We start from the raw sequence: 26,513 nt of genomic DNA on the forward strand, positions 1-26,513 counted from the left end.
TACATTTGGCGTTGACGGACCCCACTACCCCCACTATCTTGTGGCTGTCGGTTGCGGCGACCCCCAGGTCGCCAAGTCCACGGACAGGATCGTACGGCCCCCCGGCCGCCCCGATCCGCGTCCACGCAGGTACCGCCAGCAACCGTCAGCAGTAGCGGCAGGCGCAGGGTCTCAACTCCTGCGACACCGGTCTGCCACCCTGGGCTGTCACGTCCCGGGCCGCGTCACCCGATGCTCCGAGCCACCATCCATCACGCCAAGAGGACACACGCCGTGACCACCGAGACCAGCGCCACCATCGAGAAGGAAAGCGAATTCCTGTTGACGTCGCCGCCGACGTCCAACGCGATGAGTGTGACCAAGCGCAATGGCACGACCGAGCTGGTGGATCTGAACAAGATCGTCCGCGCGGTGCAGCGTTCCTCCGAGGGCCTGCACGCCGTCGATCCGATGCGTGTGGCCACCCGCACCATTTCCGGCCTGTACAACGGCGCCACCACCCAGGAGCTGGACGAACTGTCCATCCGCACCGCGGCGCTGCTGATCGGCGAAGAACCCGAATACGGCCGCCTGGCCGCGCGCCTGCTGGCCAACTTCATCGCCAAGGAAGTGTCCAACCAGGAAATCCACGCGTTCTCGCAGTCGGTGGGTCGTGGCCACGAAGTGGGCCTGATCAACGACCGCCTGCTGAACTTCGTGCAGACCAACGCACGTAAGCTCAACGATGCCATCGACAGCTCGCTGGACCTGAACTTCGATTACTTCGGCCTGCGTACCCTGTACGACCGCTACCTGCTGCGCCACCCGCACACCCGCAAGGTGATCGAGACCCCGCAGCAGTTCTTCCTGCGCATCGCCAGCGCGCTGAGCGAGGACGTGCCGGAAACCCTGGCGCTGTACAAGCGCATGGGCAACCTGGACTACCTGCCGTCCAGCCCGACCCTGTTCAACTCCGGCACCACCCACGAGCAGCTGTCCTCGTGCTTCCTGCTGGACTCGCCGCAGGATTCGCTGGAATCGATCTACGCCAAGTACGGCGACATCGCCCAGCTGTCCAAGTTCTCCGGCGGCATCGGCGTCAGCTACACCCGCGTGCGTTCGCGCGGCTCGCTCATCAAGTCCACCAACGGCCATTCCAACGGCATCGTGCCGTGGCTGAAGACCATGGATTCGTCGGTGGCTGCGGTGAACCAGGGTGGCAAGCGCAAGGGCGCGGCCTGTGTGTACCTGGAAACCTGGCACGCCGACATCGAGGACTTCCTCGAGCTGCGTGACAACACCGGCGACGAATCGCGCCGTGCGCACAACCTGAACCTGGCCAACTGGATCCCGGACCTGTTCATGAAGCGCGTGGAGGCCGACCAGGAATGGTCGCTGTTCGATCCGCGCGTGGTGCCCGAGTTCACCGACCTGTTCGGCGAAGCCTTCGAGGCCGCCTACCTGCAGGCCGAAGCACAGGGCAAGGCCAACCGCACCATCTCCGCGCGCAAGCTGTACTCGCGGATGATGCGCACCCTGGCCGAGACCGGCAACGGCTGGATGACCTTCAAGGACAAGTGCAACCGCGCCAGCAACCAGACCCTGCGCGCCGGCAACGTGATCCACCTGTCCAACCTGTGCACCGAGATCCTGGAAGTCACCTCGGCTGAAGAAACCGCGGTGTGCAACCTGGGTTCGATCAACCTGGGCAACCACTTCGACGGCAACGGCGAGTTCGATTTCGACAAGCTGGCCGACACCGTGCGCTTGGCCGTGCGCCAGCTGGACCGCGTGATCGACCTGAACTTCTACCCGATCGAATCGGCGCGTCGCGGCAACCTGCGCTGGCGTCCGGTCGGCCTGGGCTGCATGGGCCTGCAGGACGTGTTCTTCCGCAAGCGCCTGCCGTTCGATGGCGCCGAAGCCCGCGCGCTGTCGAAGAAGATTGCCGAGACCATCTACTTCCACGCGCTGGAAACCTCGGTCGAACTGGCCCAGGAACGCGGCAAGCACCCGTCCTTCGCCGACACCCGTGCGGCCAGCGGCGAGCTGCAGTTCGACGCCTGGAACGTGGTGCCGGAAGATGCCGCGCGCTGGGATGCCCTGCGTGAACGCATCAAGGAACACGGCCTGCGCAACTCGCTGATGATCGCGATCGCCCCGACCGCCACCATCGCCTCCATCGCCGGCTGCTACGAGTGCGTGGAACCGCAGGTGTCCAACCTGTTCAAGCGCGAGACCCTGTCCGGTGACTTCCTGCAGGTGAACCGCTATCTGGTGAACGAGCTGAAGAAGCTGGGCCACTGGACTCCGGAAATGCGCGATGCAATCAAGCTGGCCGACGGTTCGATCCAGGCCATCACCCAGATTCCGGAAACGCTGCGCCACGTCTACCGCACCGCATGGGAACTGCCGATGCGTTCGCTGATCGACATGGCCGCCGACCGTGGTGCCTTCATCGACCAGTCCGCCTCGCTCAACCTGTTCATGGAAAGCCCGAGCATCGGCGCGATGTCCTCCATGTACATGTACGCCTGGAAGCAGGGCATCAAGACCACCTACTACCTGCGTTCGCGTCCTGCCACCAAGATCGCCAAGACCACTGTCAGCCACACGGCCAGCGCTGCGCCGGAAAAGGTGTTCAGCCCGGAGGAGGCCATCGCCTGCTCGCTGGAGAACCCGGAAGCCTGCGAAGCCTGCCAGTAACACCGCGGTGGATTAACGCGCGGTGGGTGCCGACCGTTGGTCGGCACTGCTGATCGACTACGGAAACAACAAGGTAGCGCCGGGCCATGCCCGGCGTTTTGACCCGAGAAGACAAGGAAACACCCATGGCCGACAAGCCCAAGCAGATGCTGCTCGATCCCGGTTTTGAACTGACCCTGCGCCCGATGCGCTACCCGCAGTTCTATGACATGTACCGGAATGCGATCAAGAACACCTGGACGGTGGAAGAGATCAACTTCCAGATCGACATCAGCGACCTGCACAGCAAGATGTCGCCGGGCGAGCGCCACCTGATCCACCGCCTGGTCGCCTTCTTCGCCACCGGCGATTCGATCGTGTCCAACAACCTGGTGCTGAACCTGTACCAGCACTTGAACGCGCCCGAAGCGCGCATGTACCTGTCGCGCCAGCTGTATGAAGAAGCGCTGCACGTGCAGTTCTACCTGACCCTGCTGGACAACTACCTGCCGGATCCGGACGAGCGCGTCAAAGCCTTCGCCGCGGTGGAGAACATCGACTCGATCAAGAAGAAGGCCGATTTCTGCTTCAAGTGGATCGATTCGATCCAGGACCTGAAGCGCATCGAGACCCGCGAAGAGCGTCGTCAGTTCCTGCTCAACCAGATCTGCTTCGCGGCGTGCATCGAAGGCCTGTTCTTCTTCGCCGCCTTCGCCTACGTGTACTACTTCCGTTCGCGCGGCCTGCTCAATGGCTTGGCTTCGGGCACCAACTGGGTGTTCCGCGACGAAAGCGCGCACATGGAGTTCGCCTTCGAGTGCGTGGACGTGATCCGCGAGGAAGAGCCGGACCTGTTCGACGACAAGATGAAGCAGGATGTCTATGACATGCTGGCCGAGGCCATCGAGTGCGAAGTGCAGTTCGCCGAGGACGTGCTGTCCGGTGGCGTGGCAGGCATTTCCACCCGTGACATGCGCCAGTACCTGCAGCACTGCGCCGACAACCATTTCCATCGCCTGGGCATGGAGCGCAAGTACAACGTGCGCAACCCGCTGAGCTTCATGGAACTGCAGGACGTGCAGGAACTGACCAACTTCTTCGAACGCCGCGCCTCGGCCTACCAGGTGGGCGTGAAGGGCGAAGTCGCCTTCGACATGAACTTCTGATCGATCCAATCAGGCCTGTCGCGAAAACCCGGCCAACGCCGGGTTTTTCGTTTTTACGGTAGCGCCGGGCCACGCCCGGCGAGCGCGCAGCGCGGAAGGTTATTCATGGTGCCGCGCGCATTCCGCGGGCATGGCTCGGCGCTACCGCCGTCCGTCCACCGCCATGCGCACGGCCAGGCCTGCCAGCACCGTGCCCATGAACCACCGTTGCACCGCCTGCCAGGTGGGGCGGGCCGCCAGGAAGCCGGCGATGCTGCCGGCCATTATCGCGATCACCGCGTTCACGCTCACGCTGACCAGCAGCTGGGTGGAGCCCAGCACCAGCGACTGCATCAGCACGCTGCCCTCGCTGTCCGGGTGCAGGAACTGCGGCAGCAGGGACAGGTACATCACCGCGACCTTGGGGTTCAGCACGTTGGTCAGGAAACCCATCGCGAACAGCTTGCGTGGGCGGTCCACCGGCAGGTCACGCACCGCGAACGGCGAGCGGCCGCTGGGCTTCAGCGCCTGCCACGCCAGGTACAGCAGGTACAGCGCGCCGCCGATGCGCAGCGCGTCGTAGGCAAACGGCACGGTCATCAGCAGCGCGGTGATGCCCAGCGCCGCGCACAGCATGTAGAACACGAAGCCCAGCGCCACCCCGCCCAGCGAGATCAGCCCGGCCATGCGGCCCTGGCAGATCGAGCGCGAGATCACGTAGATCATGTTCGGCCCGGGCGTCAGCACCATGGCCAGTGAGACAAGGGCGAAGGCCAGCAGGTCGGACGTGGCGGGCATGGTGGGTTCACGCAGTGGGGGTGCCGAAGTGTAGCGCCGCCTGCACACCACCTGCCTTAAAATCCGTCTCACCCCACACCCGAACCGCCCCATGACCCCCATCCCCGAGACCGTGCCGCCGACCGAAGTGCGCATGGCCGAAATCGTCTTTCCCAACCACACCAACCACATGGGCACCCTGTTCGGTGGCCAGGCACTGGCATGGATGGACAAGGCCGCCTTCCTCGCCGCCGCCCGCTATTCGCGCCGCACCGTGGTGACCGCGCGCAGCGACCAGGTCGATTTCAAGCTGCCGATCCGCATCGGCCAGATGGTGGAAACGGTCGGCCGCATCGTCGAGGTCGGCCGCAGCTCGATGAAGGTCGAGGTGGAGCTGATCGCCGAGGACCTGCACAGCGGCGAGCGCAAGCTGTGCACCCGTGGCCACTTCGTGATGATCGCTCTGGGCGACGATGGCCACCCGGTGACCGTGCCGCAGCTGCCCGGCGCGCCGGCGGCCTGAGCCGATGCTTGCGGGGGCGCCCACGCGCCCCCATCTGGCTGCCATGACCCCGCCGCTCACCGAATTCATCGACCGCGCCCAGCGCCTGTTCGTGCTGACCGGCGCCGGCTGCAGCACCGCCTCGGGCATCCCCGATTACCGCGATGCCGATGGCCAGTGGAAGCGCACGCCGCCGGTGACCTACCAGGCCTTCATGGGCGAGGCCGCCACCCGCCAGCGCTACTGGGCGCGCAGCCTGCTGGGCTGGCCGCGCTTCGGCCAGGCCCGGCCCAACGGCACCCACCAGGCGCTGGCCGCACTGGAGGACAGCGGCAAGCTGCAGGTGCTGCTGACCCAGAACGTGGATGGCCTGCACCAGCGCGCGGGCAGCCAGAACGTGATCGACCTGCATGGCCGCCTGGACCTGGTGCGCTGCATGGGCTGCGAACGCCGCAGCGAGCGTGAGGCGTTCCAGCAGCGGCTGCTGCAGGCCAACCCCGGCTGGGAACTGCTGCAGGCCGGTATCGCGCCCGACGGTGACGCCGATCTGGAAACCGACTTCTCCGCATTTGCGGTGCCCGACTGCCCGCACTGCGGTGGCCTGCTGAAGCCGGACGTAGTGTTCTTCGGCGAAAACGTGCCGCGTGAACGCGTGGCTGCGGTGCATGAGCACCTGCAGCAGGCGGATGCAGTACTGGTGGTGGGTTCCTCGCTGATGGTCTATTCCGGCTTCCGCTTCGTGCAGGCCGCGGCCAAGGCGGGTCTGCCGGTGGCCGCGCTGAACCGTGGCCGCACCCGTGCCGACGACCTGCTGCAGTTCAAGGACGAGCGCGACTGCGCCGAGGCGCTGGCCGGGTTCGTCATCGGGTAGCGCCGGGCCATGCCCGGCGGAAACGGGCTGCCGCGCTGTGCGCTCGCCGGGCGTGGCCCGGCGCTACCCACAACGCGCCCCCACGAAACAGCGATCCACCCACACGGTTGATCTATCGGCCGCACAGCGGTGCAATACGCACCCCCTTTGGTACACCCCCACTGCCGTGAGCCAGCTGTTTTCGCCGATCTCCTTCGGCCCCCTGACCCTGTCCAACCGCATCGTCGTCGCGCCGATGTGCCAGTACTCCGCCGAAGACGGCCGCGCCAGCGACTGGCATGCCATGCATCTGGGCAACCTGGCGCAGTCCGGCGCGGGCCTGCTGATCCTGGAGGCCACCGCAGTCGAAGCGCGCGGCCGCATCAGCTGGGCCGATCTGGGCCTGTGGGATGACGGCACCGAAGCGGCCCTGGCGCAGGTGCTGGCCAGCGTGCGCCGCTGGTCGCCGATGCCGCTGGGCGTGCAGCTGGGCCATGCGGGCCGCAAGGCGTCGGTGAATCGTCCCTGGGACGGCGGTGGCCAGCTGCCGGCCGATGATGCCCGGGGCTGGGCGACCGTGGCCCCCTCACCGCTGCCGTTCCATGCCGCCGATCCGGCACCGCAGGAACTGGACGAGGCCGGTATCGCCGAAGTCGTTGCCGCTTTCGCCGCCAGTGCGGTGCGCGCCGAGCGCTTGGGCTTCGAGCTGATCGAGATCCACGCCGCGCACGGTTATCTGCTGCATCAGTTCCTGTCGCCGCTGAGCAACCGCCGCACCGATGGCTACGGTGGCTCGCTGCCGAACCGCCTGCGGATGTTGGTGGAAGTGTTCGACGCGGTGCGTGCCGCAGTGTCGGACAAGGTCGCCGTAGGCGTGCGCATCTCCGCCAGCGACTGGGTCGAGGGGGGTTGGGACATCGTGCAGAGCGAGGCGCTGGCACAGGTGCTGGACGCGCGCGGCTGCAATTTCCTGCATGTGTCCAGCGGTGGCCTGCACGAGCGCCAGAAGATCAGTGTCGGCCCGGGCTACCAGGTGCCGTTCGCGGCGGCGATCAAGGCCAAGAAGGTGCGCATGCCGGTGATCGCGGTGGGCATGATCACCGAGCCGGAGCAGGCCGAATCGATCCTGCGCCACAACCAGGCCGATGCCATCGCGCTGGCCCGCGGCATCCTGTACGACCCGCGCTGGCCGTGGCATGCCGCTGCTGCACTGGGCGACAGCGTGGTGCCGGCACCGCAGTACCTGCGCTGCGAACCGCGCGACGCACGCGGCGTGTTCAGCCCGCGCTGAGCACTACACCTGCCAGGCCGGCGGCAGGCCGGCCTGCAGGTGCTCGAACAGCGCGCGGATCTTGGCGGTGAAATCGCGGCGGTCGCTCACGCAGAAGTAGACGTCCATCGGTTCCGGCTGCCAGTCGGTGTCGCAACCGAACACGCATTGCAGGCGACCATCGCGCAGGTAGGGCTCGGCCACGAACGCCGCCAGCCGGGTGATGCCGGCACCGGCGGCGGCCAGCTCGGCCAGCGCATCGATGTCATCGCAGACCATGCTCGGCGGCAGCGCGGCATCCACCCGCTCGCCGTTCTTCAGCAGGCCCCAGCGCAGCGGCCGGCCATCGGTCGGAAAGCGATGCAGCAGGCCGCGATGGGCGGCCAGCTGCGCCGGTTGCAGCGGCATGCCGTGTGCCATCAGGTACGCCGGCGAGGCGCAGAACACGAACGGGATGCGTGCCAGCGGACGTGCCACCAGCCCGTCCTCCAGCTGCGCGCCGATGCGGATGCTGGCATCCACCGCCTCGGCACCGTGCTGCACGGCACGATCGGTCAGGCGCAGCTCCAGCTGCAGCTGCGGGTACCGCTGCTGCAACGAGGGCAGCAGCGGTGCCAGCACGTGCCGGCCGAACGCGCTGCTGCTGGCGATGCGCAGGGGCCCGGCCGGTTCCACGTCGCCGGCGGTCACCATCGCCTGCGCGCGCGCCAGGTCGGCTTCGATATGCCGCACCTGCGCCAGGTACACCGTGCCGGCCTCGCTCAGCGCCAGCTGGCGCGTGCTGCGGTTCAGCAGGCGCACGCCCAGGTGGGCTTCCAGCCGGTTGATGTTCTGGCCCACGGCGGTGGCGCTGATGCCAAGAGTGCGCGCCGCAGCGGCAATGCTGCCGGTCTCTGCGGTGCGGGTGAAGCTGCGGATGAGCTGCAACAGGTTCATGACCGACCAGCTTGCCATGCGGAAGGCCAAGTATCGCTTGGGTCTGTCCCAAGCACCGCTTTGCCCGCGAACCCCGGCGGCCGGTGGCATAGGAATTGTTGCAATGCAGGCGTTGCGAGACCGGACGCACAATCCTGCCGCAACGTCCCGCACTACGCTGACCACGGCACGTTCGCCGCATACAGGAGTTCATCATGCAGAACTGCACGCGCGTCTCTTTGTTTGCACTGGTGCTTGCCTACTCTGCTGCCGCTGCCGCTGCCGCTGCCGCCCAGACGGGCTATGGTGTGCGGGAATCAGTACGCGAGCAGGTGCTCGTCGCGCAGAAGAACGCGCAGATATCCAGCGCAGCGCGCCTGGACAGCTACCTCGCCGCCATCCCCGTGGATTCGCCGCTGACGCTCCTGTCCGTGGACGGGCTGGAGCAGTTCCTGACCTCGCTGTCATTCAACGAGAACGGCTTGGTTGGCTACTCGACGGACGCCATCGCCAGCGAGCTGAGCTACAGTCAAGCCCACCGGCTGCTGTCGCTGTTCGGTGCCGAACGCACACTCCGGCTGATGCCAGGGTTGCGTGTCGAGAATGAGGTTGATCTCGATATCCACCGCTCGTATGTCCAATCCGGTGAGCTCGTGGAGGATCACATGGGATATCGATGTGTCGCCCGTGCCACGTGCAGAGAGTCCACAGAGTTCGTCTGCATGTCGGGTTGTTGAGCGCGCATGCTGCTCCTCGAATGGATGCTTGTTCTAGGAGCTGCGTCCAGTATCAGCCCTGTATCCATATGTAAGGACGATACCTACACACAGCTGTTGAAGGCGGAGGCGACAACGCTGGATGCATCTGCACGTGATCGCATCGAGGCGCTGTCGCACATCTACGTTGCGGGTCGAAGGGCATCACGTGCGGTCGGCTGCAGAAACAAGGACCGCGTCATCGAGGACCAGTTCAAGGCTGCAGCGCTGTTCGCCAACTACGTACCGGATGCCGAACCACTGCGCCGTGCGTTGGCACAGTACGGCCTGTTGGTCGAGCGCGGCACCGCCGGCGCTGAGCATCATCGCAGGCTGATAGGACTACATGTGGCAAGGGGCGATTTTGCCCAAGCAGAACGGTTGCGTCGCCAGTGGCTCAGCAATGTCCCGGCGTTTCCGCGGGTTTTTCCGGGCCGCTTCCCGCCCGGCCTGCCCGTGTACGCTGTCCAGGCTGACGGTTCCCTCGTTCGTGATTCGATACGGCTGAGCGGAGACCAGGTTGTTGCCATCGTTCATCCGCGTTGTGGCCACTCACGAAGAGCCCTGCAGAACATTGTCGCCCAACCTGCCTATCAGGGGCTCCGCGCCAAGCTGGTGTTGGTAGTGCCCAATGGCCCGCACTGGGCCGGCGATAGCATCGCCGAATGGAATGGACTTCATCCTGAGCTGCCGATGAGCGTGATGTACATGGACAAGAGGTGGGCGGCTTTCGACCGTCAGCAGACTCCGGTCTTTCACCTTGTTCGCGAGGGTCGGGTCATTGAAACTGGAACCGGTTGGCGAGGTGCGGGGGAGGAAGTTGCTCCAATCATGCGCGCTCTGCGCCTTGCCTCTGACTGATGGTTGCATTTGACAGCATCGTGCACCACGGGAGTGGGCTGGCCTACACTCCGGCGATGCGCCCCGATTCCATCCTCACTCTCTCCTGTCCCGACCGTACCGGCATCGTCTACCGCGTGTCGGGCCTGTTGTTCGACCACGGCTGCAACATCCTCGACGCCCAGCAGTTCGGCGACGAGGAGAGCGGTCGCTTCTTCCTGCGCGTGCACTTCGACCGCGATGCGGGCCTGCCGCTGGACACCGTGCACGCCGCGATGGCCGCACTGGCCGCGGACTTCGGCATGGACTGGCAGCTGCATGATGGCCGCCGCCGGCCGCGCCTGCTGGTGCTGGTCAGCAAGCAGGGCCACTGCCTGAACGACCTGCTGTTCCGTGCGCACAGCGGCCAGTTGAAGGTGGATATCGCTGCGGTGGCGTCCAACCATGCCGACTTCGCAGCCCTGGCAGCGTCCTACCAGGTGCCGTTCCACCACCTGCCGGTGAACGCCGACACGCGCGCGGCACAGGAAGAGCAGATCATCGATCTGGTCGAGCGCGAGCGCATCGACCTGGTGGTGCTGGCGCGCTACATGCAGATTCTCTCGCCCACGCTGTGCCGTGCGCTGGCGGGCAGGGCGATCAACATCCACCACAGCTTCCTGCCCAGCTTCAAGGGCGCGCAGCCGTACCATCAGGCGCACGCGCGCGGGGTCAAGATCATCGGCGCCACCGCGCACTACGTCACCGAAGACCTGGACGAAGGCCCCATCATCGAACAGGACGTGGCCCGCGTAGACCACGCGATGACCCCGCGCGAGCTGGTGCGGCTGGGCAGCGATACCGAGTCGCAGGTGCTGGCGCGGGCGGTGCGCCGGCATGTGGAGCACCGCATCCTGCTCAACGGGCACCGCACGGTAGTGTTCAGGTAACGGCCGCGTCGCCCGCTCGCCGGGCATGGCCCGGCGCTACCAGGATCGGACGACGGGTAGCGCCGGGCCATGCCCGGCGGAAGCGGGTCAGAGGATCGCGATCCTCGCCTTCGCCAGGGCTTCGCGCACCATGCCGTCATTGGCCTCGGTCACCGGGCGGGTCAGCTCCCACAGGAATTTCACCCGGAAACCCGACTTCACCGCGTCCTGCGCGCTCCACAGCACGCAGTAGTCGCGGGCCAGCCCGCACACGTGCACCTCACGAATGCCGCGTTCGTGCAGCCAGCCGGCCAGTCCGGTGGCCGGGCGCGTGCCGTCCGGGCCGTGGTTCTCGCGGAAGGCACTGTAGGAATCCACCTGTTGGCGGCTGCCCTTGCGCAGGATCAGGTCGGCCACGGTCCAGTCCACGCCGGGGTGCAGGGCGGCGCCGGTGCTGCCCTGCACGCAGTGGTCCGGCCACAGGGTCTGTGGCTGTGCATGCAGCAGGATGGCTTCAAAAGGCAGGTGGCCCGGGTGCTGGCTGGCAAACGAGGCGTGGTTGGCCGGGTGCCAGTCCTGGGTGGCCACCACGGTGCGGTAGCGGCGCTCGGCCAGCAGCGCGTTGATCGGTGGCACCAGCGCATCGCCCTGTTCGCAGGCGAGGGCGCCACCGGGCATGAAGTCCGGCTGCAGGTCGATCACCAGCAGGGCGACATCAGCGGGCAGGGCGGTCATGGCAGGTCCAGCACAACGGAAGATGGGCGGCCAGCGTGGCCGCCCCTCGCGCGCACGTCAATCGCCGCTGGCGGTGTCGTTGTCCTGCCCGTAATACAGCAGGCCGATCCTGATGCGCTCGCGGCCGTTCTCGCGACGATGGCGGTTGGCATCGCGCAGCGAGTAGACGCAGCCACAGTACTCCTGCTGGTAGAACTGCTCGCGCTTGCTGATCTCGATCATGCGGCTGGCACCACCGCCCTTGCGCCAGTTGTAGTCCCAGTACTGCAGGCCTTCGTAGCGCGAGGCGGCGCGAATACCACAGTCGTTGATCTGCGCCATGTTCTTCCAGCGCGAGATGCCCAGCGAGGAGCTGATGGTGTCGTAGCCGTGCTCGTGCGCGTACAGCGCGGTGCGCTCGAAGCGCATGTCGAAGCACATGGTGCAGCGGATGCCACGCTCGGGTTCGTTCTCCATGCCACGCGCACGGCTGAACCAGTTGTCGGTGTCGTAGTCGCAGTCGATGAAGGGGATGCCGTGCTGTTCGGCGAAGCGGATGTTCTCCTGCTTGCGCAGCTCGTATTCCTTCACCGGATGGATGTTGGGGTTGTAGAAGAAGATCGCGTAGTCGATCCCGGAGGCGGTGATCGCCTCCATCACTTCGCCCGAGCATGGCGCACAGCACGAGTGCAGCAACAGGCGCTGGCCGTTGTCGGGAAGGGTCAGGGTGGGGCGTTGGAGCTCGGTCATCGTCGGGTGCATCTGGGCGTGGGCAGCAGGTCTGGACGGAAACCGTGAACAGGACGCGCGCGGCCACATCGCCTGCACGCGCAGGACGACGACGGCCCCGGCAACCTCCCCGCGGAGATTCCAGGTCGAGTCAGGGGGACGGTCGTGTCCCCCGGCCGGGGCCGGTATTCGGGCTGATGGACACGGGCCGGCTGGCCCACCTACTACCTGCCGCTTCCCAGGCGCGAGCCCAGTGCTGTTGGCAGGATTCGTTTCCATTCACCGCTGCGGGGCAGCTCCGGAATGGGCGCGTGAGGCGCCTTCACCGGATTCCCGTTCAAATCCCTGCCGCCATCGAAGCCACGGCAGGGATACCTTCGGCGTGCCCACGGTGGACGCGTTGGCGGCAATGGTCAAGGGCCGATGAAAACGCAGGGCTGTGTCGCGTTTCTCAGGCTGTGAGAGTGCCTCTTGCCATACTGGGCACCGACAGACGGGAGGTGGCTCGTGGCGGCGAAGTACTGCGATCTGGTCATGAAAGGCGGCATCACCAGCGGTATCGTGTATCCCAACGCGGTGCTCGCACTGGCCCGCGAATACCGCTTCAAGAGCATCGGTGGCACCTCGGCCGGCGCGATCGCCGCTGCCGTGGCGGCCGCTGCGGCATACGGTGACAGGCGCCAGCAACGGGGCGAACAGCTGCCTGGCGACGCCGGCTATGGCGGCCTGTCGGCGGTGTCGGCGCAGCTGTCGCGGCGCGGTTTCATCTACAGACTGTTCCAGCCCGCCGCCGGCGCGCGCGCTGCGTATCGGCTGCTGGTGGTGCTGACCGGCAACGCCGGCTGGCCACGCAAGCTGCTGTGCCTGGCCATCGCGGTGTTCCAGATCGCGCCGCTGGAAGTGCTGGTGTCGCTGGCACTGCTGCTCGGCCTGGGCTGGTGGGGCGGTGGCTGGAGCGGCGTGGCCGCGACCCTGCTGCCGTCGCTGCTGTGCGCCTACGGCGCGGGCGTGGCCGCCGCTGCGCTGCGCGTGGCCCGGGTGGCGCGGCGCAACCTGCTGGGCCTGTGCAGCGGGCTTAGCCGGAATGCAGGCAGGCCGGCGCTGACCGAGTGGCTGCATGAAAGCCTGCAACAGCTGTCGGGCAAGCCGATGGATGCACCGCTGACCTTCGCCGACCTGCACGACGCGCCGCGCTATGCAGGCGAACCGGACAGCCCGCATGCGATCACCCTGCAGATGATCACCACCTGCGTATCGCATAACGAACCGCGCACGCTGCCGTTGGGTGGGGCGCAGTTCTGGTTCCTGCGCGAGGAGTTCGAGCAGCTGTTCCCGGCCAGTGTGGTGCAGTGGATGGTCGACCGTGCCGGCCCACCGCGCGAGGTTGAAGGCCGCAACTACTACCATCTGCCGCAGGGTGCGTCGCTGCCGGTACTGGTGGCCACGCGCATGAGCCTCAGCTTCCCGCTGCTGATCAGCGCGGTGCCGCTGCATGAGCCCTCGCGTCGCGAACGTCGCTGCGAGCCGACGTCGACGGCTGCAGATGAGGGCGGGCAGAACGTGGCCGACAGCATGGAAGGGCTGACAAGTGCCGGCCAGTCCTGCGGCCCCGTCATCACCGCCTTCCGCATCTGCTGGTTTTCCGATGGCGGCATCAGCAGCAATTTCCCCATCCACCTGTTCGACGCGGCGATGCCGCGCTGGCCGACCTTTGCCATCAACCTGGTCTATCCGCAACGCCCCGAACCGGTGGAGCGCGAGGGCGACAGCCGCCAGGCGCTGGAACGCTCGGTGTTCCTGCCCACCGAGAACCGGCATGGATGGCAGCGGCATTACCAGTCCATCGCCACGCCGCTGGCGGCCGGTGAGCTGGGCCGTTTCCTGTTCGCGGTGGTGGCCACCATGCAGAACTGGCGCGACCTGCTGCAGGCGCGTGCGCCGGGGTATCGCGACCGCATCGTGCATGTGAGCCTGCAGGGCGACGAGGGTGGCATGAACCTGGACATGCCACAGGAGGTGCTGACCCGCATCGCCGACAAGGGCAGCCTGGCCGGTGCGCGCTTCTGTTCGTTCTCGTTCGAGAACCATTACTGGATCCGTTGGCGCAACCTGGCCTCGGCTTACCAGCGCTACACGCTGGAAATAGCGCGCACCGATGATCCGGCGCAGCAGGTGCTGGCCTATCGCGCGGCCTATGCGATGGTGGCCACCGGCACGCCGCCGCCGCCGTCGTACAAGCTGGGTTCGGAAGACAAGCGTCGTGGGTCGCAGCAGCTGTGGGCGCAGATGGTGGAGCAGGGGCGCAGCTGGGAAGACCTCGGCCCGGACCTGACCGATGGCGCACCACGCCCGCTGCCGCAGATGAAGGTCACGCCGATCTACTGACCGTGGTGGATACAATCGCTGCCCCCCACTGCAAGGAACGCCCCATGTCCGCCCGTCAGCAACTGCTGGACCTGCTTGAACGACTCGACGCCCGTGATCCGGAGCACCTGCCGGTGGTGCCGCTGGCCGCGTATTTCGAAGGCAATGATTTCGAAGAATGCATCGCACCGAACCAGTGGGGGTACGGCCGCCCGCCGATTGCCGAGCTGTATGCACGACTGGCCGTGATTGCCGAAAAGCCCGAAGTGGAAGGTGTCTACGTGGGCCTGCACCAGGACTGGGGCAGTGCATTGGAAGACGACAGTGAATGGCCTGCCGCAGAGAACGTGCACGTGCTGACCCGCGCCGACGCCGCAACCGTGGAAGGCTGGCTGCGGGGTCTGGAATGCGACGGCGTCGGCGAAGGCTGGCCGTACGGCAAACACATCGACGCACCCATGCCCTCGGAAGGCCATCGCGTGCTGACCGTGTTCTGGGACTAGTAGAGCCACGCCACGCGTGGATGCATTTCGCGCACGGCCAGAGCGTGCCAACCAAGGTTGGCACCTACCAGAGCGGATATCCAGATGGGGTCAGAGCCCGTTGCGTCGCAACGGGCTCTGACCCCGGTGCCGACCAACCGGTCGGCACCCACCATCAGCAGCAGGTTCCAACAGTCGCGGGAACCTGTCGAAGGCGGGGTGGGTTCGGTTGCGGGGGCGTGAGCCGCATGGATGCGGCGACCGAGCTTACATGGGTGAGGGCGCTTTGCTTGCGAAGCACTGCTTCGCAAGCGCCCGAACGCCCAGCCGCCAGCGGCTGGGCTGGGCCCCGGCGGGGGACTTGCAGCGTCCCCCGCAATCGGACCCACCCCGCCATCCCACGGAATGCCCGCTGTTGCTTTTGCTGTTGCCTTGGATTGAAGCAGGTGCAGGGCGCAGCCCTGCCGGACCGCCCCCTACCGCCCCGGCAACTGGGTAAACGCGCGCTGCATGCAGTCCTCGCGCGGGCACACCCGGCAGCCCGGCCCGATCGACACCGAATTGCCCGGGCTCTGCACGTCCAACCCCAGCGAATACACCAGCCGATCGGCATGCTGCAGGTCACACCCCAGTGCCACCGCGAAGGTCTTGCGTGGCTGGCCGTGGCCGACCGGGCCGCTGCTGACCTGTCGTGCCAGCCAGAAATGGCGGCGACCATCGGGCATGCGCGCGGTCTGGGTAAGGATGCGTCCGGGCTGGTTGAAGGCCTCGTAGACGATCCACAAAGGGCAGGAACCGCCCACCTGCGAGAAGTGGAAATCGGTGGCCGAGTGGCGTTTGGACACGTTGCCGGCGCGGTCCACGCGGATGAAGAAGAACGGCAGCCCCGGCGCACTGCGGCGTGCCAGCGTACTCAACCGATGGCAGACCGCCTCGAATCCCACACCGAACTGATGCGCCAGCAGCTCGATGTCATAACCGCTGGCCTCGGCCGCGCGCAGGAAACGCATGTACGGCATCACCAGCGCACCGGCGAAATAGTTGGACAGGCCGATACGCGCCTGTGCGATGCGGGCCTCGTCGGTGAAGCCGGTGCGCGCGATCACCGCATCGATCTGCGGCAGGTAGCCGCGCAGCGCCAGCTCGACCGCCATCTGGAACGCCTGCTGGCCCGGCTCCAGGTAGTCGGGCAGCCACAGCGTACGGCTGCCGGCATCGTACTGGCGCTTCTCGCGCCCGGCCTGCAGCGCAGCCACTTCCACCAGCACCCCGTGACGGTCGGCCAGCAGCTGGCGCAGCCGTGGCGCCACGTGTCCCGGCGCCAGCCCCCATTCGGCGAACAACTGCTCGGCCAGTTCGTCCAGCTCGGGGATGTGGTTGTGCATGCGGTTGAAGAACTCGCGCACCTGGTCGCCGGCCGGCAACGTGCTGCCCGCGCCCGGCTCGCCCAACTGGAACTCCAGCGCGGCGGCATGCTCGCGCAATGCCAGGTGGCGGCGATGCAGGTCCAGCAGCGCGCGGCTGACCTGCGGCAGGTTGCCGGCCAGCGCGCGCAGTTCGGTGGCGCTGACGTCAGCCAGGCCCAGATCGCGCAGGGTCTCGCCCAGCGACTCCTGTAGCGCGGCGGGCTCATCGTCGTCGAACAGGGTGGAAACATCGCCCAACACCTCGCCCAGCTTCTTCTGCACCGCAGGCGTCAGCGGGCGCTTGTTGCGCTCGATCTGGTTCAGGTAGCTGGCCGACAGCCCCAGGGCGCGGGCAAGGTCGGCCTGGCTGTAGCCGCGCTGCTCGCGCAGGCGCAGCAGACGCAGGCCGAGCTGGCGCTGGGGGGCTGAATAATTCACAGGATTAACAGGAATCGTGGCGGGCATTGGCCAGATTAAGCGGATTCAGGCCGGAAATCGAGGCGTGGCCTGTGAATAATGCCAAGTATCTTTCGCACCCCGTGGATTGTCGTCATGACTGTTGCAGCGCCCCGTATCCGCATGCTGATCGATGGCCAGTTCGTTGAATCGGCCACCTCCCACTGGCAGGACGTGATCAACCCGGCCACCCAGGACGTGCTGGCCCAGGTGCCGTTCGCCACCACGGGTGAAGTCGATGCCGCCGTGGCTGCCGCCAAGGAAGCCTTCAAGACCTGGCGCAAGACCCCGATCGGTACCCGCGCGCGCATCTTCCTGAAGTATCAGCAGCTGATCCGCGAAAACATGAGCGAGCTGGCGCACATCCTCACCGCCGAACAGGGCAAGACCCTGCCGGACGCCGAAGGCGATGTGTTCCGCGGCCTGGAAGTGGTCGAGCACGCGGCCGCCATCGGCAACCTGCAGCTGGGCGAACTGGCCAACAACGTGGCCAACGGCGTGGACACCTACTCGATCATGCAGCCGCTGGGCGTGTGCGCAGGCATCACCCCGTTCAACTTCCCGGCGATGATTCCGCTGTGGATGTTCCCGATGGCCATTGCCACCGGCAACACCTTCATCCTCAAGCCGTCCGAGCAGGACCCGATGGTCACCATGCGCCTGGTCGAACTGGCGCTGGAAGCGGGCATTCCCAAGGGCGTGCTGAACGTCGTGCACGGTGGCGAGGAAGTGGTCAACGCCATCTGCGACCACCCGGACATCAAGGCGGTGTCGTTCGTCGGTTCCACCCGCGTCGGTACCCACGTGTACAACCGCGCCTCGCTGGCCGGCAAGCGCGTGCAGTGCATGATGGGCGCCAAGAACCACGCCGTGGTGCTGCCGGACGCCAACAAGGAGCAGACCCTCAATGCGATGGTCGGCGCGGCCTTCGGTGCGGCGGGCCAGCGCTGCATGGCCGCCTCTACCCTGGTGCTGGTCGGCGAAGCACGCGATTGGGTGCAGGACCTGGTCGAAAAGGCCAAGACCCTGAAGGTCAGCGGTGGCACGGTCGCCGGCACCGACGTCGGCCCGGTCATTTCCTGCAGCGCGCGTGAGCGTGTCGAAGGCCTGATCGCGTCGGGCGTGGAGCAGGGCGCCAAGCTGGTGCTCGATGGCCGCAAGCCGCAGGTCGATGGCTTCGAGAAGGGCAACTTCGTCGGCCCGACCATCTTTGCCGGTGTCACCACCGACATGCGCATCTACCAGGAAGAAATCTTCGGGCCGGTGCTGGTCATCCTCGAAGCGGAAACGCTGGATGAGGCCATCGCCTTGGTCAACAGCAACCCGAACGGCAACGGCACCGCGCTGTTCACCCAGTCCGGCGCCGCAGCACGCCGCTTCCAGGAAGACATCGACGTCGGCCAGGTCGGCATCAACGTGCCGATTCCGGTGCCGGTGCCGCTGTTCTCGTTCACCGGTTCGCGCGCCTCCAAGCTGGGCGATCTGGGTCCGTACGGCAAGCAGGTGGTGCTGTTCTACACGCAGACCAAGACCGTCACCGCGCGCTGGTTCGATGACGAGACGCTGAGCCACGGCGTCAACACCACGATCAGCCTGAAGTAACCGCAGGGAGCAGCCATGAGCCACTCGATGACGACGGAACAGGAAGAAGCGCAGCAGGCGTACCGCGAAGCGGCGCGTGACTTCGCACAGGCCGAACTGGCGCCGCACGCCGCGCGATGGGATGCGGAGGGCATCTTTCCGCGCGAGGCGATCGCCAAGGCCGGTGAACTGGGCTTCTGCGGTCTGTACATGGACCCGGAAGTGGGCGGCAGCGGCCTGAGCCGACTGGACGCCGCCGTCGTCATCGAGGAGCTCGCCAACGTCGACCCGTCGACTGCGGCCTATATCAGCATCCACAACATGGCTTCGTGGATGGTCTCCACGTGGGGCCAGCCGGCGCTGCGCGACGCGTGGGGCAATGACCTGTCTTCTGGCAGCAAGCTGGCCTCGTACTGCTTGACCGAGCCGGGCGCCGGTTCGGACGCGGCCTCGCTGAAGACCACCGCCGTGCGCGATGGCGATTTCTACGTGTTGAATGGCGCCAAGGCCTTCATTTCCGGCGCCGGTGCCACCGAGCTGCTGGTGGTGATGGCACGTACCGGCGGTGCCGGTGCAGGCGGGGTCAGCGCGATCGCGGTGCCGGCCGACCTGCCGGGCATCAGCTATGGCCGCAAGGAAGAGAAGATGGGCTGGAACAGCCAGCCCACCCGCGGCATCACCTTCGAAAACGTCCGCGTACCGGTCAGCCACCTTCTGGGAGAGGAAGGCGGCGGCTTCAAGCTGGCGATGAAGGGGCTCGATGGTGGCCGCATCAACATCGCCGCGTGCTCGCTGGGTGCTGCGCAGGGCGCGCTGGATGCCGCACGCCGCTACATGGGCGAGCGCCGCCAGTTCGGCAAGGCGTTGTCCGAATTCCAGGCGCTGCAGTTCAAGCTGGCCGACATGGTCACCCAGCTGGTTGCCGCGCGGCAGATGGTGCATACCGCTGCGCGCAAGCTCGATGCCGGTGCCAGCGATGCCAACGTGTGGTGCGCGATGGCCAAGCGTTTTGCCACCGATGCCGGCTTCAACATCTGCAACGAAGCCCTGCAGATCCACGGCGGCTACGGCTACATCCGTGAATATCCGATCGAGCGCCTGCTGCGCGACAGCCGCGTGCACCAGATCCTGGAAGGCACCAACGAGATCATGCGGGTGATCGTTGCCCGTCACCTGCTCAACACCGAAGAGGAACTGCGATGAAGGATTGGCGTACCCAGGAGCACGTGGGCCTGAAGGTCGAGGCCGATGGCCACACCGCCGTGGTCACCCTGCACAACCCGCCGGCGCATACCTGGACCGTGCACAGCCTGTCGGCGCTGCGCGACCTGGTGGGCGCGCTCAATGCAGACCGCGACATCTACGCGCTGGTGATCACCGGCGACGGCGAGAAGTTCTTCTCCGCCGGTGCCGACCTCAACCAGTTCGCCTCCGGCGACAAGGCTGCCGCACGCGAAGCAGCACGCCGTTTCGGCGAAGCCTTCGAAGCGCTGTCCGGTTTCCGTGGCGTGTCGATCGCTGCGATCAACGGCTATGCCATGGGTGGCGGCCTGGAATGCGCGCTGGCCTGCGACCTGCGCATCATCGAAGACCATGCCCAGGTTGCGCTGCCGGAGGCCACCGTCGGCCTGCTGCCGTGCGCCGGTGGCACCCAGAACCTGCCGCGCCTGGTCGGCGAGGGTTGGGCCAAGCGCATGATCCTGCTCGGCGAGCGCATCAACGCCGAAACCGCCGTGCGGATTGGCCTTGCCGAGGAAAAGGTCGGCAAGGGCGAAGCCAAGGTGCTGGCACTGGAATGGGCGAAGAAGGCCGGCAAGCAGAGCCCGACCAGCATTGCCGCCTGCAAGACGTTGGTGCAGTCCACGCGCACCGGCACCCATGCGTCGGCGCTGGTGGCCGAGCGCGAGGCCTTCGTCGATCTGTTCGACACCGCCGACCAGGTCGAGGGAGTGAGTGCCTTCCTTGAAAAGCGCGCCGCGCAGTGGAAAAACGCATGACCACCGACACCGTTGCCGAGCAAGCACCGGTGCTGTTCGAAGAGCGGGTGGCCGGTAACGGCACGCGCATCGGCATCGCCACGCTGAACGCCCCGCGCACGCTCAATGGTTTCTCGCTGCCGATGGCGCACCTGCTGTTGCAGCAGTTGAACGCCTGGGCCGACGATGATGCCATCGCCATGGTGGTGCTGCAGGGCGCCGGTGAGAAGGCGTTCTGCGCCGGCGGTGACCTGCACAGCCTGTACCAGAGCATGCGTGCCTACCGCGACGCCGGCCAAAGCGATATCCGCGGGAACGACTACGCCGCCGAGTTCTTCGACGTCGAGTACCGCGTCGACTACCTGATCCATACCTACGCCAAGCCGATCCTGTGCTGGGGCCACGGCATCGTGATGGGCGGCGGCATCGGCCTGATGTCCGGCGCCAGCCATCGCGTTGTCAGCGAGCGCTCCAAGCTGGCCTTCCCGGAAATCACCGTGGGCCTGTTCCCTGACGTGGGTGGCAGCTGGCTGCTGCCGCGCGTGCCGGGCAACGGTGGCCTGTTCCTTGCCCTGACCGGTGCGCTGCTCAACCCGGGCGATGCGATCTATGCCGGCCTGGCTGACGTGCATGTGGCCGAGGAACGCCGCAGTGCGGTGTTCGACGCGCTGCTGCAGGTCGCGTGGTCGACCGATGCCGCACGCAACCACGAGCGCCTGTCACAGCTGCTGCTGTCGTTTGCCAGCGATGCGGCTACCGGCCCGCTGCTGGCCAACGCTACGCAGGTCGATGCGCTGTGCGCAGGCGATGATCTGGCCGCCATCGTCGAACGCATCAGCACCCTGCAGACCGATGACGCGTGGCTGCAGGCCGCACAGAAGACCCTTGCCGCCGGTGCGCCGGGTTCGGCACGGCTGGCCTTCGAACTGCAGCGCCGCAGCGCTGGCCAGGATCTGGCCAGCGTGTACCGGCTGGAATACATCACCGCCCTGCATTGCGCTGCGCATGGTGATTTTGCTGAAGGCATCCGCGCGCTGCTGATCGACAAGGACCGCAATCCCTCGTGGAACCCGGCCACGCTGGCCGAGGCCGACCGCGCATGGGCCGATACGTTCTTCGCTTCTCCCTGGGCCGATGCCGCACATCCGCTGGCCGACCTGGGTACCCCTGTCGCTGAAAGGAGCCTTGCATGAGCCGCGTTGCATTCATTGGTTTGGGCAACATGGGTGGCCCGATGGCCGCCAATCTGGTCAAGAACGGCCACACCGTACGTGTGTTCGATCTGGTGCCTGCCGCGGTGCAGGCGGCGGTCGACGCGGGTGCCAGCGCCGCGGCATCGGCACGCGAGACCCTGGCCGAGGCCGAGGTGGTGATCTCGATGCTGCCGGCCAGCCGCCACGTTGAAAGTGTGTACCTGGGGGATGACGGCATCCTTGCCGCGATTCCCGCCGGTGCGCTGGTCATCGACTGCAGCACGATTGCCCCGGCCAGTGCGCGCAAGGTCTCCGAAGCGGCCGCCGCACGTGGCCTGCAGATGATCGACGCACCGGTGTCCGGTGGCACTGCCGGCGCACAGGCCGGCACGCTGACCTTCATCGTCGGTGGCGAAGAGGACGCGCTTGAACGCGCCCGCCCGGTGCTGCAGGCGATGGGCAAGAACATCTTCCATGTGGGCGCCAGTGGCGCCGGCCAGGTCGCCAAGCTGTGCAACAACATGGCGCTGGGCGTGATCATGGCCGTCACCGGCGAAGCCATCGCCCTGGGCGTGGCGCACGGGCTGGACCCGAAAGTGCTGTCGCAGATGATGGCGGTCAGCACCGGCCGCAGCTGGGCCACCGAAGTGTGCAACCCGTGGCCGGGCGTGCTGGAAAACGCGCCGGCGTCGCGCGGTTACAGCGGCGGCTTCGGCAGCGATCTGATGCTGAAGGACATGGGCCTGGCGGTGGAGGCGGCGATGAGCGTCGGCGCCTCGATCCCGCTGGGCGAAGTGGCCCGCAACCTGTACTCGATGAACCACCAGGCCGGCCGCGGCAAGCTGGACTTCTCCAGCGTCGTGCAGCTCATCACCAGCGACCGGTAACTGGTCGCCGGTCCGCGCATTCCACGTTATCCCCGCGCCGTTGGCGCACCCCCTTGAACAACAAGGGGGCTCTCCTCCAGAAGGATGGATGCGCGCCGACCGTGTAGTGCCGAGCCCATGCTCGGCACTACAGAAAGCGAATGCGTCCCCGGCCACGTGCCGGGGCCCACCCGAGGTGGGATGGGCGGATGCCCGGTTGCGACCGGCATCCGCCCATTTTTTTGCCCAGCCGCTTGGTAGTGCCGGCCGCTGGCCGGCATCACCGCATCAGGCAACGACCAGCGTCACGTCGATGTTGCCGCGGGTTGCGTTGGAGTACGGGCAGACGATGTGCGCCTTCTGCACCAGTTCTTCCACCTGCTCGCGCGGCACGCCCGGCACGTTGATGGTCAGCTCGGCTTCGATGCCGAAACCGGTCGGGATCTGGCCGATGCCAACCTTGCCGGTCACGGTGGTGTCGGCCGGCAGCGCGACCTTGGCCTGGCCGGCGACGAATTTCAGTGCGCCCAGGAAGCAGGCCGAATAGCCGGCAGCAAACAGCTGTTCCGGGTTGGTGCCGGGGCCGCCAGCGCCACCCAGCTCGCGCGGGGTCGACAGCTGGATGTCCAGCACGTTGTCGGACGAGACGGAACGGCCTTCACGGCCGCCGGTGGAGGTGGCCTGGGCGGTGTACAGAACCTTTTCGATGGACATCGGGATGCTCCTGGTCAGTGGGTGGGTAGTACGTTGGAGCCTACTTTGCCCGGATCCTGCACACGTTTGGTTGCAAAAAATCCGAAAAACTTGATTGATCGTCCTGTCAGCCTAGATCGTCCATTCCCGGTCGGTAGTGAACATGATGGTCAGCCAGCGGTCCGGCGACGATTCGCCCAGCGCATCGCCGATCTCGTCACGCAGGTGATCCCATTCCAGCAGGGGCCGCGGCGGGTCGTCCTCGCGCACCACGAAGAACAGCTCGATCTGCTCGCCCCGGCCCACCTGCGCCACGTAGCTGCGGTGTTCGACGAAGCCATGCTTTGCAACGATTGCCCGCGCCACCGCATCCACATGCGCCTGCAGCTCGGGCGGGGTGACCAGCAGGATCCCGGCCAGCGCGCGCCGCACCGTGCCCAATGGCGCGATCATCACCAGCACGCAGACGAAGGCGAGGATGGCCGGATCGATGTACGGCCCCACCCAGGCCCATGAGGTGCCGTGGACCAGTACGCCGCCGAGGAAGGCCGCCAGGTAGCAGGCCGACATGCTCGCGGCGATCACCCAGTTCTTCGCATCCAGCGCGATGAACTCCGAGCCGATGCGCCGGTTGGCACGCAGCACGAACCAGGCCAGCGCGCTTTCGGCCACGATCGACAGTGCCGCAAAGATGATCGCAGGGCCAAGTGCGATCTGCCGCCCACCTGACATCAGTGCATCGACTGCATTGACCAGGGCATACAGCGCTGCGCCGATCATCAGCGTACCGCTCACTCCCAGCACGATCGGTTCCAGGTGCCAGAAGCCCATGGTGAAGCGTTGGTTGAGGCGTGACTGCAACGCATCGGTCTGGGTGGACAGTGCGATCAACCGTGCAACCAGCAGCGACAGCCACGTCATCACCACGTCGATCAGGCCGTAGATGCCATCGAAGATGATCAGCGATGAATTGGCCAGCAGGCCAAACACCACTGCGGCAGCCGCCAGCAGCAGCGAAGCGGCAATGGACAGCCGCAGCACACCCTGCTCGGTTGCCGGGTTGAAGAAGTGCGGTCGGTCAGTGGTCATGCCGCGATTGTAGAGCGCAGCCATGCTCCGCTGCTTCCAGAAGGCGCCTTCGCTACCCCGGCGGCGGATGTTCCCGTAGACTGCGGCCCTTCCACGCTCCCCCGACGACGCACTGCAGTGATCACGCCACCCTGACCCTTGCCGCCTCTCGGCAGCCGGCCCAACCGGCGCAGGAACCCGCGTCTTTCCACTGCAGCGCCACGTGGCCTCGCCCGCGTGTGCGCGGAGTTTTCCCATGCAAACGTCTTACCCCCTGCGCCAGCAATGGCTCGGCAACCTCCGTGGTGATCTGCTGTCCGGCACCGTCGTCGCCCTGGCGCTGATTCCCGAAGCCATCGCGTTCTCGCTGATCGCCGGCGTCGACCCCAAGGTCGGCCTGTACGCTGCATTCTCCATTGCCGTCATCACTGCGATTGCAGGCGGCCGCCCTGGCATGATCTCTGCCGCCACCGGCGCGATGGCGCTGGTGATGGTCGACCTGGTCAAGGACCACGGCCTGCAGTACCTGTTTGCCGCCAGCATCCTGGCCGGCCTGCTGCAGGTGCTGGCCGGCGTGTTCAAGCTGGGCTCGCTGATGCGCTTCGTCTCGCGCTCGGTCATCACCGGCTTCGTCAACGCGTTGGCGATCCTGATCTTCCTGGCGCAGATGCCCGAGCTGATCGGCCGCGGCCCCACCGTGTACGTGCTGTGCGCTGCCGCGTTGGCGATCATCTACCTGTTGCCGCGCATCACCCGCGCAGTGCCTTCGCCGCTGGTGGCGATCATCGTGCTCACCGCCGTGGTCATCGGCTTCGGCATCGATGTGCGCAGCGTGGGCGACATGGGCCAGCTGCCCGACAGCCTGCCGCACTTTTTCATCCCTGAGGTGCCCTTCACCTGGGAAACGCTGCGCATCCTGCTGCCGGTGTCAGCCACGCTGGCGGTGGTCGGCCTGCTCGAATCGATGATGACCCTGCAGATCGTCGAGGACATCACCGAGACGCCCAGTGAGCGCAACCGCGAGTGCGTCGGCCAGGGCCTGGCCAACACGGTCACCGGCTTCCTCGGTGGCATGGCCGGCTGCGCGATGATCGGCCAGTCGGTGATCAACGTGACCTCCGGTGGGCGAGGCCGCCTGTCCTGCCTGGTGGCCGGCGTGCTGCTGCTGGTGCTGGTGGTGTACGGCAGCGATCTGGTGCGGCAGATTCCGATGGCGGCGCTGGTGGCGGTGATGATCATGGTCAGCATCGGTACCTTCAGTTGGCGCTCGCTGCGCGACCTGCGCACGCATCCACGCAGCTCGTCGGCGGTGATGCTGTTGACCGTGGTGGTTACCGTGGCCACCCACGACCTGGCCAAGGGCGTGCTCAGTGGCGTGCTGCTGTCGGCGCTGTTCTTTGCGCGCAAGGTAGGGCGCATGCTGGATGTGCAGCGGGAAGATACGGGCGATGCGCAGGTCTACCGCGTGCGCGGCCAGGTATTCTTCGCCTCCGCCGGGCAGCTGGGTGCGGCATTTGATTACCAGCACGTAGCAGCGAAGGTGCAGATTGATCTACGCGACGCCCATCTGTGGGACCTGACCGCCGTGGCCGCGCTGGAGCGGGCGCAGGAAAAGCTGGCCGCGCACGGCGCCGAGGTGACGGTGGTGGGCCTCAATGCGGCCAGCCAGACGTTGATCGAGCAGGTGGGTGGCAAGGGCGGGGGGCATTGAGGCTGCCGCGTGTAGAACTGCAACTTTCCTGATGGAGCGATGTCCTTGACCCGCAGATGCTGGCCGTGTGCATTGGCGCATACCATCAAGGAACGAACAGTGGCAGCATGCAACAAAGAATCTCTTCTCCTCGTACTTCTGCTGGCCCTCGGCTTGGCCGCAATGCCGGAAGTTGCCGGTGCTGGGCCTTCGGCGGCGTTCGTCGAGCGCGTGTCACATCATCCGGCGGGCACACACGAAGCTGCGGCGATCATCCGTTGGCTGGACGGCCTGCCCGACGCCGACCGTCGGGTGATGGAGCCGGGAACCCTGACCGTGCGCCAGCGCCGGGTCGGAAACGGCGCCCTGGCTCGAGCGGCCGCGATGCCTCCCGTCCCGCTGCCTGCGTCGGGTGCGCCCGGCGAGAGAATCACCATTACCAACCAATTGCCTGGCGGCTTCATCGAGACTTGGACTTTTCAGTGGGTGTCGGGGAGCGGCGGCGGTGGCTGGAAGCAGACAGACTATGAGATGCATGCCCCGGTGGTTGAACCCGAACGCCCGCAGGAGCTTTGAAGGTAGGTAGTCAGTTGGCACGGAGAGGAGGCAGTCCTATCCGGGCCAGCGCGGGCGCATTCAGCCGAGCGGTGTAAACTATTGATCTCACTG

Annotated in this window: 24 protein-coding genes and 1 riboswitch; of the genes, 17 read left to right on the top strand and 7 right to left on the bottom strand. The window is 66.4% G+C overall.

Annotated features, from left to right (window positions below; all coding sequences use genetic code 11):
* The first annotated feature begins 273 nt into the window (after nucleotides 1–273).
* Together D0Y85_RS01325 and D0Y85_RS01330 are read left to right on the top strand one after the other, a co-directional pair.
* Nucleotides 274–2,685 (top strand): ribonucleoside-diphosphate reductase subunit alpha, encoded by a 2,412-nt coding sequence (locus D0Y85_RS01325; protein WP_117309275.1) that lies wholly within the window; start codon nucleotides 274–276, stop codon nucleotides 2,683–2,685.
* A gap of 125 nt (nucleotides 2,686–2,810) precedes the next feature.
* Complete coding sequence (locus D0Y85_RS01330) at nucleotides 2,811–3,830, top strand: ribonucleotide-diphosphate reductase subunit beta (RefSeq protein ID WP_025875781.1); 1,020 nt, start codon at nucleotides 2,811–2,813, stop codon at nucleotides 3,828–3,830.
* 141 nt (nucleotides 3,831–3,971) lie between these two features.
* Here D0Y85_RS01330 and D0Y85_RS01335 read toward each other — a convergent pair whose 3' ends face one another.
* Nucleotides 3,972–4,607: a LysE family translocator gene (locus D0Y85_RS01335; protein ID WP_117309276.1), complete on the bottom strand. Its 636-nt coding sequence runs from the start codon at nucleotides 4,605–4,607 to the stop codon at nucleotides 3,972–3,974.
* Nucleotides 4,608–4,698: 91 nt separating this feature from the next.
* Here D0Y85_RS01335 and D0Y85_RS01340 point away from each other — a divergent pair, with 91 nt between their 5' ends.
* The 3 genes from D0Y85_RS01340 (at nucleotide 4,699) to D0Y85_RS01350 (ending at nucleotide 7,229) form a co-directional block, all read left to right on the top strand.
* Complete coding sequence (locus D0Y85_RS01340) at nucleotides 4,699–5,109, top strand: acyl-CoA thioesterase (protein WP_117309277.1); 411 nt, start codon at nucleotides 4,699–4,701, stop codon at nucleotides 5,107–5,109.
* A gap of 43 nt (nucleotides 5,110–5,152) precedes the next feature.
* The gene (locus D0Y85_RS01345) at nucleotides 5,153–5,959 is read left to right on the top strand and encodes an NAD-dependent protein deacetylase (RefSeq protein ID WP_117309278.1); all 807 of its coding nucleotides are present in this window, start codon (nucleotides 5,153–5,155) and stop codon (nucleotides 5,957–5,959) included.
* 166 nt (nucleotides 5,960–6,125) lie between these two features.
* On the top strand, nucleotides 6,126–7,229 hold the full coding sequence (locus D0Y85_RS01350) for an NADH:flavin oxidoreductase/NADH oxidase (protein ID WP_105163262.1): 1,104 nt from the start codon (nucleotides 6,126–6,128) through the stop codon (nucleotides 7,227–7,229).
* Between the two features lie 3 nt (nucleotides 7,230–7,232).
* On the opposite strand, the gene D0Y85_RS01355 is transcribed toward D0Y85_RS01350, so the two are convergent.
* On the bottom strand, nucleotides 7,233–8,144 hold the full coding sequence (locus D0Y85_RS01355) for a LysR family transcriptional regulator (RefSeq protein ID WP_117309279.1): 912 nt from the start codon (nucleotides 8,142–8,144) through the stop codon (nucleotides 7,233–7,235).
* A 194-nt stretch (nucleotides 8,145–8,338) separates the two neighbouring features.
* Between D0Y85_RS01355 and D0Y85_RS01360 the strand changes: the two genes are divergently transcribed.
* Genes D0Y85_RS01360 through purU form a run of 3 tightly spaced genes read left to right on the top strand, consistent with a single transcriptional unit; the run spans nucleotide 8,339 to nucleotide 10,647 of the window.
* A complete protein-coding gene (locus D0Y85_RS01360) occupies nucleotides 8,339–8,860 on the top strand; it encodes a hypothetical protein (protein WP_117309280.1) in 522 nt (173 codons plus the stop codon).
* 6 nt (nucleotides 8,861–8,866) lie between these two features.
* Nucleotides 8,867–9,739 carry a hypothetical protein gene (locus tag D0Y85_RS01365; protein ID WP_117309281.1) on the top strand — a complete coding sequence of 291 codons (873 nt, stop codon included), beginning with the start codon at nucleotides 8,867–8,869 and terminating at the stop codon, nucleotides 9,737–9,739.
* Between the two features lie 56 nt (nucleotides 9,740–9,795).
* Nucleotides 9,796–10,647 carry a formyltetrahydrofolate deformylase gene (gene purU / locus D0Y85_RS01370; RefSeq protein WP_117311824.1) on the top strand — a complete coding sequence of 284 codons (852 nt, stop codon included), beginning with the start codon at nucleotides 9,796–9,798 and terminating at the stop codon, nucleotides 10,645–10,647.
* A gap of 87 nt (nucleotides 10,648–10,734) precedes the next feature.
* Here purU and pncA read toward each other — a convergent pair whose 3' ends face one another.
* Entirely contained in the window at nucleotides 10,735–11,361 is a 627-nt protein-coding gene (gene pncA / locus D0Y85_RS01375) for a bifunctional nicotinamidase/pyrazinamidase (RefSeq protein WP_117309282.1), read from the bottom strand.
* A 57-nt stretch (nucleotides 11,362–11,418) separates the two neighbouring features.
* The gene (locus D0Y85_RS01380) at nucleotides 11,419–12,090 is read right to left on the bottom strand and encodes an epoxyqueuosine reductase QueH (RefSeq protein ID WP_117309283.1); all 672 of its coding nucleotides are present in this window, start codon (nucleotides 12,088–12,090) and stop codon (nucleotides 11,419–11,421) included.
* Nucleotides 12,091–12,231: 141 nt separating this feature from the next.
* Nucleotides 12,232–12,449, bottom strand: a riboswitch (cobalamin riboswitch).
* A 127-nt stretch (nucleotides 12,450–12,576) separates the two neighbouring features.
* Between D0Y85_RS01380 and D0Y85_RS01385 the strand changes: the two genes are divergently transcribed.
* Together D0Y85_RS01385 and D0Y85_RS01390 are read left to right on the top strand one after the other, a co-directional pair.
* The gene (locus D0Y85_RS01385) at nucleotides 12,577–14,454 is read left to right on the top strand and encodes a patatin-like phospholipase family protein (protein WP_117309284.1); all 1,878 of its coding nucleotides are present in this window, start codon (nucleotides 12,577–12,579) and stop codon (nucleotides 14,452–14,454) included.
* Between the two features lie 44 nt (nucleotides 14,455–14,498).
* Complete coding sequence (locus D0Y85_RS01390; protein WP_117309285.1) at nucleotides 14,499–14,936, top strand: hypothetical protein; 438 nt, start codon at nucleotides 14,499–14,501, stop codon at nucleotides 14,934–14,936.
* Between the two features lie 455 nt (nucleotides 14,937–15,391).
* On the opposite strand, the gene D0Y85_RS01395 is transcribed toward D0Y85_RS01390, so the two are convergent.
* The gene (locus tag D0Y85_RS01395; RefSeq protein ID WP_177177078.1) at nucleotides 15,392–16,786 is read right to left on the bottom strand and encodes a short-chain fatty acyl-CoA regulator family protein; all 1,395 of its coding nucleotides are present in this window, start codon (nucleotides 16,784–16,786) and stop codon (nucleotides 15,392–15,394) included.
* A gap of 87 nt (nucleotides 16,787–16,873) precedes the next feature.
* Here D0Y85_RS01395 and D0Y85_RS01400 point away from each other — a divergent pair, with 87 nt between their 5' ends.
* The 5 genes from D0Y85_RS01400 to mmsB are packed head-to-tail and all read left to right on the top strand — an operon-like array spanning nucleotide 16,874 to nucleotide 22,414.
* Nucleotides 16,874–18,379, top strand: coding sequence for a CoA-acylating methylmalonate-semialdehyde dehydrogenase (locus D0Y85_RS01400; protein WP_117309286.1), 1,506 nt, complete (start codon nucleotides 16,874–16,876; stop codon nucleotides 18,377–18,379).
* 15 nt (nucleotides 18,380–18,394) lie between these two features.
* A complete protein-coding gene (locus tag D0Y85_RS01405; protein WP_117309287.1) occupies nucleotides 18,395–19,561 on the top strand; it encodes an acyl-CoA dehydrogenase family protein in 1,167 nt (388 codons plus the stop codon).
* The gene (locus tag D0Y85_RS01410; RefSeq protein WP_117309288.1) at nucleotides 19,558–20,355 is read left to right on the top strand and encodes an enoyl-CoA hydratase; all 798 of its coding nucleotides are present in this window, start codon (nucleotides 19,558–19,560) and stop codon (nucleotides 20,353–20,355) included. Before D0Y85_RS01405 ends, D0Y85_RS01410 begins: the two co-directional genes overlap by 4 nt.
* Nucleotides 20,352–21,527 (top strand): enoyl-CoA hydratase/isomerase family protein, encoded by a 1,176-nt coding sequence (locus D0Y85_RS01415; protein ID WP_117309289.1) that lies wholly within the window; start codon nucleotides 20,352–20,354, stop codon nucleotides 21,525–21,527. Before D0Y85_RS01410 ends, D0Y85_RS01415 begins: the two co-directional genes overlap by 4 nt.
* Nucleotides 21,524–22,414, top strand: coding sequence for a 3-hydroxyisobutyrate dehydrogenase (gene mmsB, locus D0Y85_RS01420; RefSeq protein ID WP_117309290.1), 891 nt, complete (start codon nucleotides 21,524–21,526; stop codon nucleotides 22,412–22,414). The genes D0Y85_RS01415 and mmsB overlap by 4 nt, the downstream gene beginning before the upstream one ends.
* Before the next feature lie 267 nt (nucleotides 22,415–22,681).
* Here mmsB and D0Y85_RS01425 read toward each other — a convergent pair whose 3' ends face one another.
* Both D0Y85_RS01425 and D0Y85_RS01430 read right to left on the bottom strand, forming a co-directional pair.
* The gene (locus tag D0Y85_RS01425) at nucleotides 22,682–23,107 is read right to left on the bottom strand and encodes an organic hydroperoxide resistance protein (protein WP_005411948.1); all 426 of its coding nucleotides are present in this window, start codon (nucleotides 23,105–23,107) and stop codon (nucleotides 22,682–22,684) included.
* A gap of 111 nt (nucleotides 23,108–23,218) precedes the next feature.
* Nucleotides 23,219–24,199, bottom strand: coding sequence for a cation transporter (locus D0Y85_RS01430; RefSeq protein ID WP_117309291.1), 981 nt, complete (start codon nucleotides 24,197–24,199; stop codon nucleotides 23,219–23,221).
* 211 nt (nucleotides 24,200–24,410) lie between these two features.
* Here D0Y85_RS01430 and D0Y85_RS01435 point away from each other — a divergent pair, with 211 nt between their 5' ends.
* On the top strand, nucleotides 24,411–25,865 hold the full coding sequence (locus tag D0Y85_RS01435; protein ID WP_117309292.1) for a SulP family inorganic anion transporter: 1,455 nt from the start codon (nucleotides 24,411–24,413) through the stop codon (nucleotides 25,863–25,865).
* Between the two features lie 99 nt (nucleotides 25,866–25,964).
* Nucleotides 25,965–26,420: a hypothetical protein gene (locus tag D0Y85_RS01440; RefSeq protein WP_117309293.1), complete on the top strand. Its 456-nt coding sequence runs from the start codon at nucleotides 25,965–25,967 to the stop codon at nucleotides 26,418–26,420.
* The last annotated feature ends 93 nt before the right edge of the window (nucleotides 26,421–26,513 follow it).

This window comes from Stenotrophomonas sp. G4, assembly GCF_003428825.1.
In the GTDB taxonomy this organism is placed as follows: domain Bacteria; phylum Pseudomonadota; class Gammaproteobacteria; order Xanthomonadales; family Xanthomonadaceae; genus Stenotrophomonas; species Stenotrophomonas indicatrix.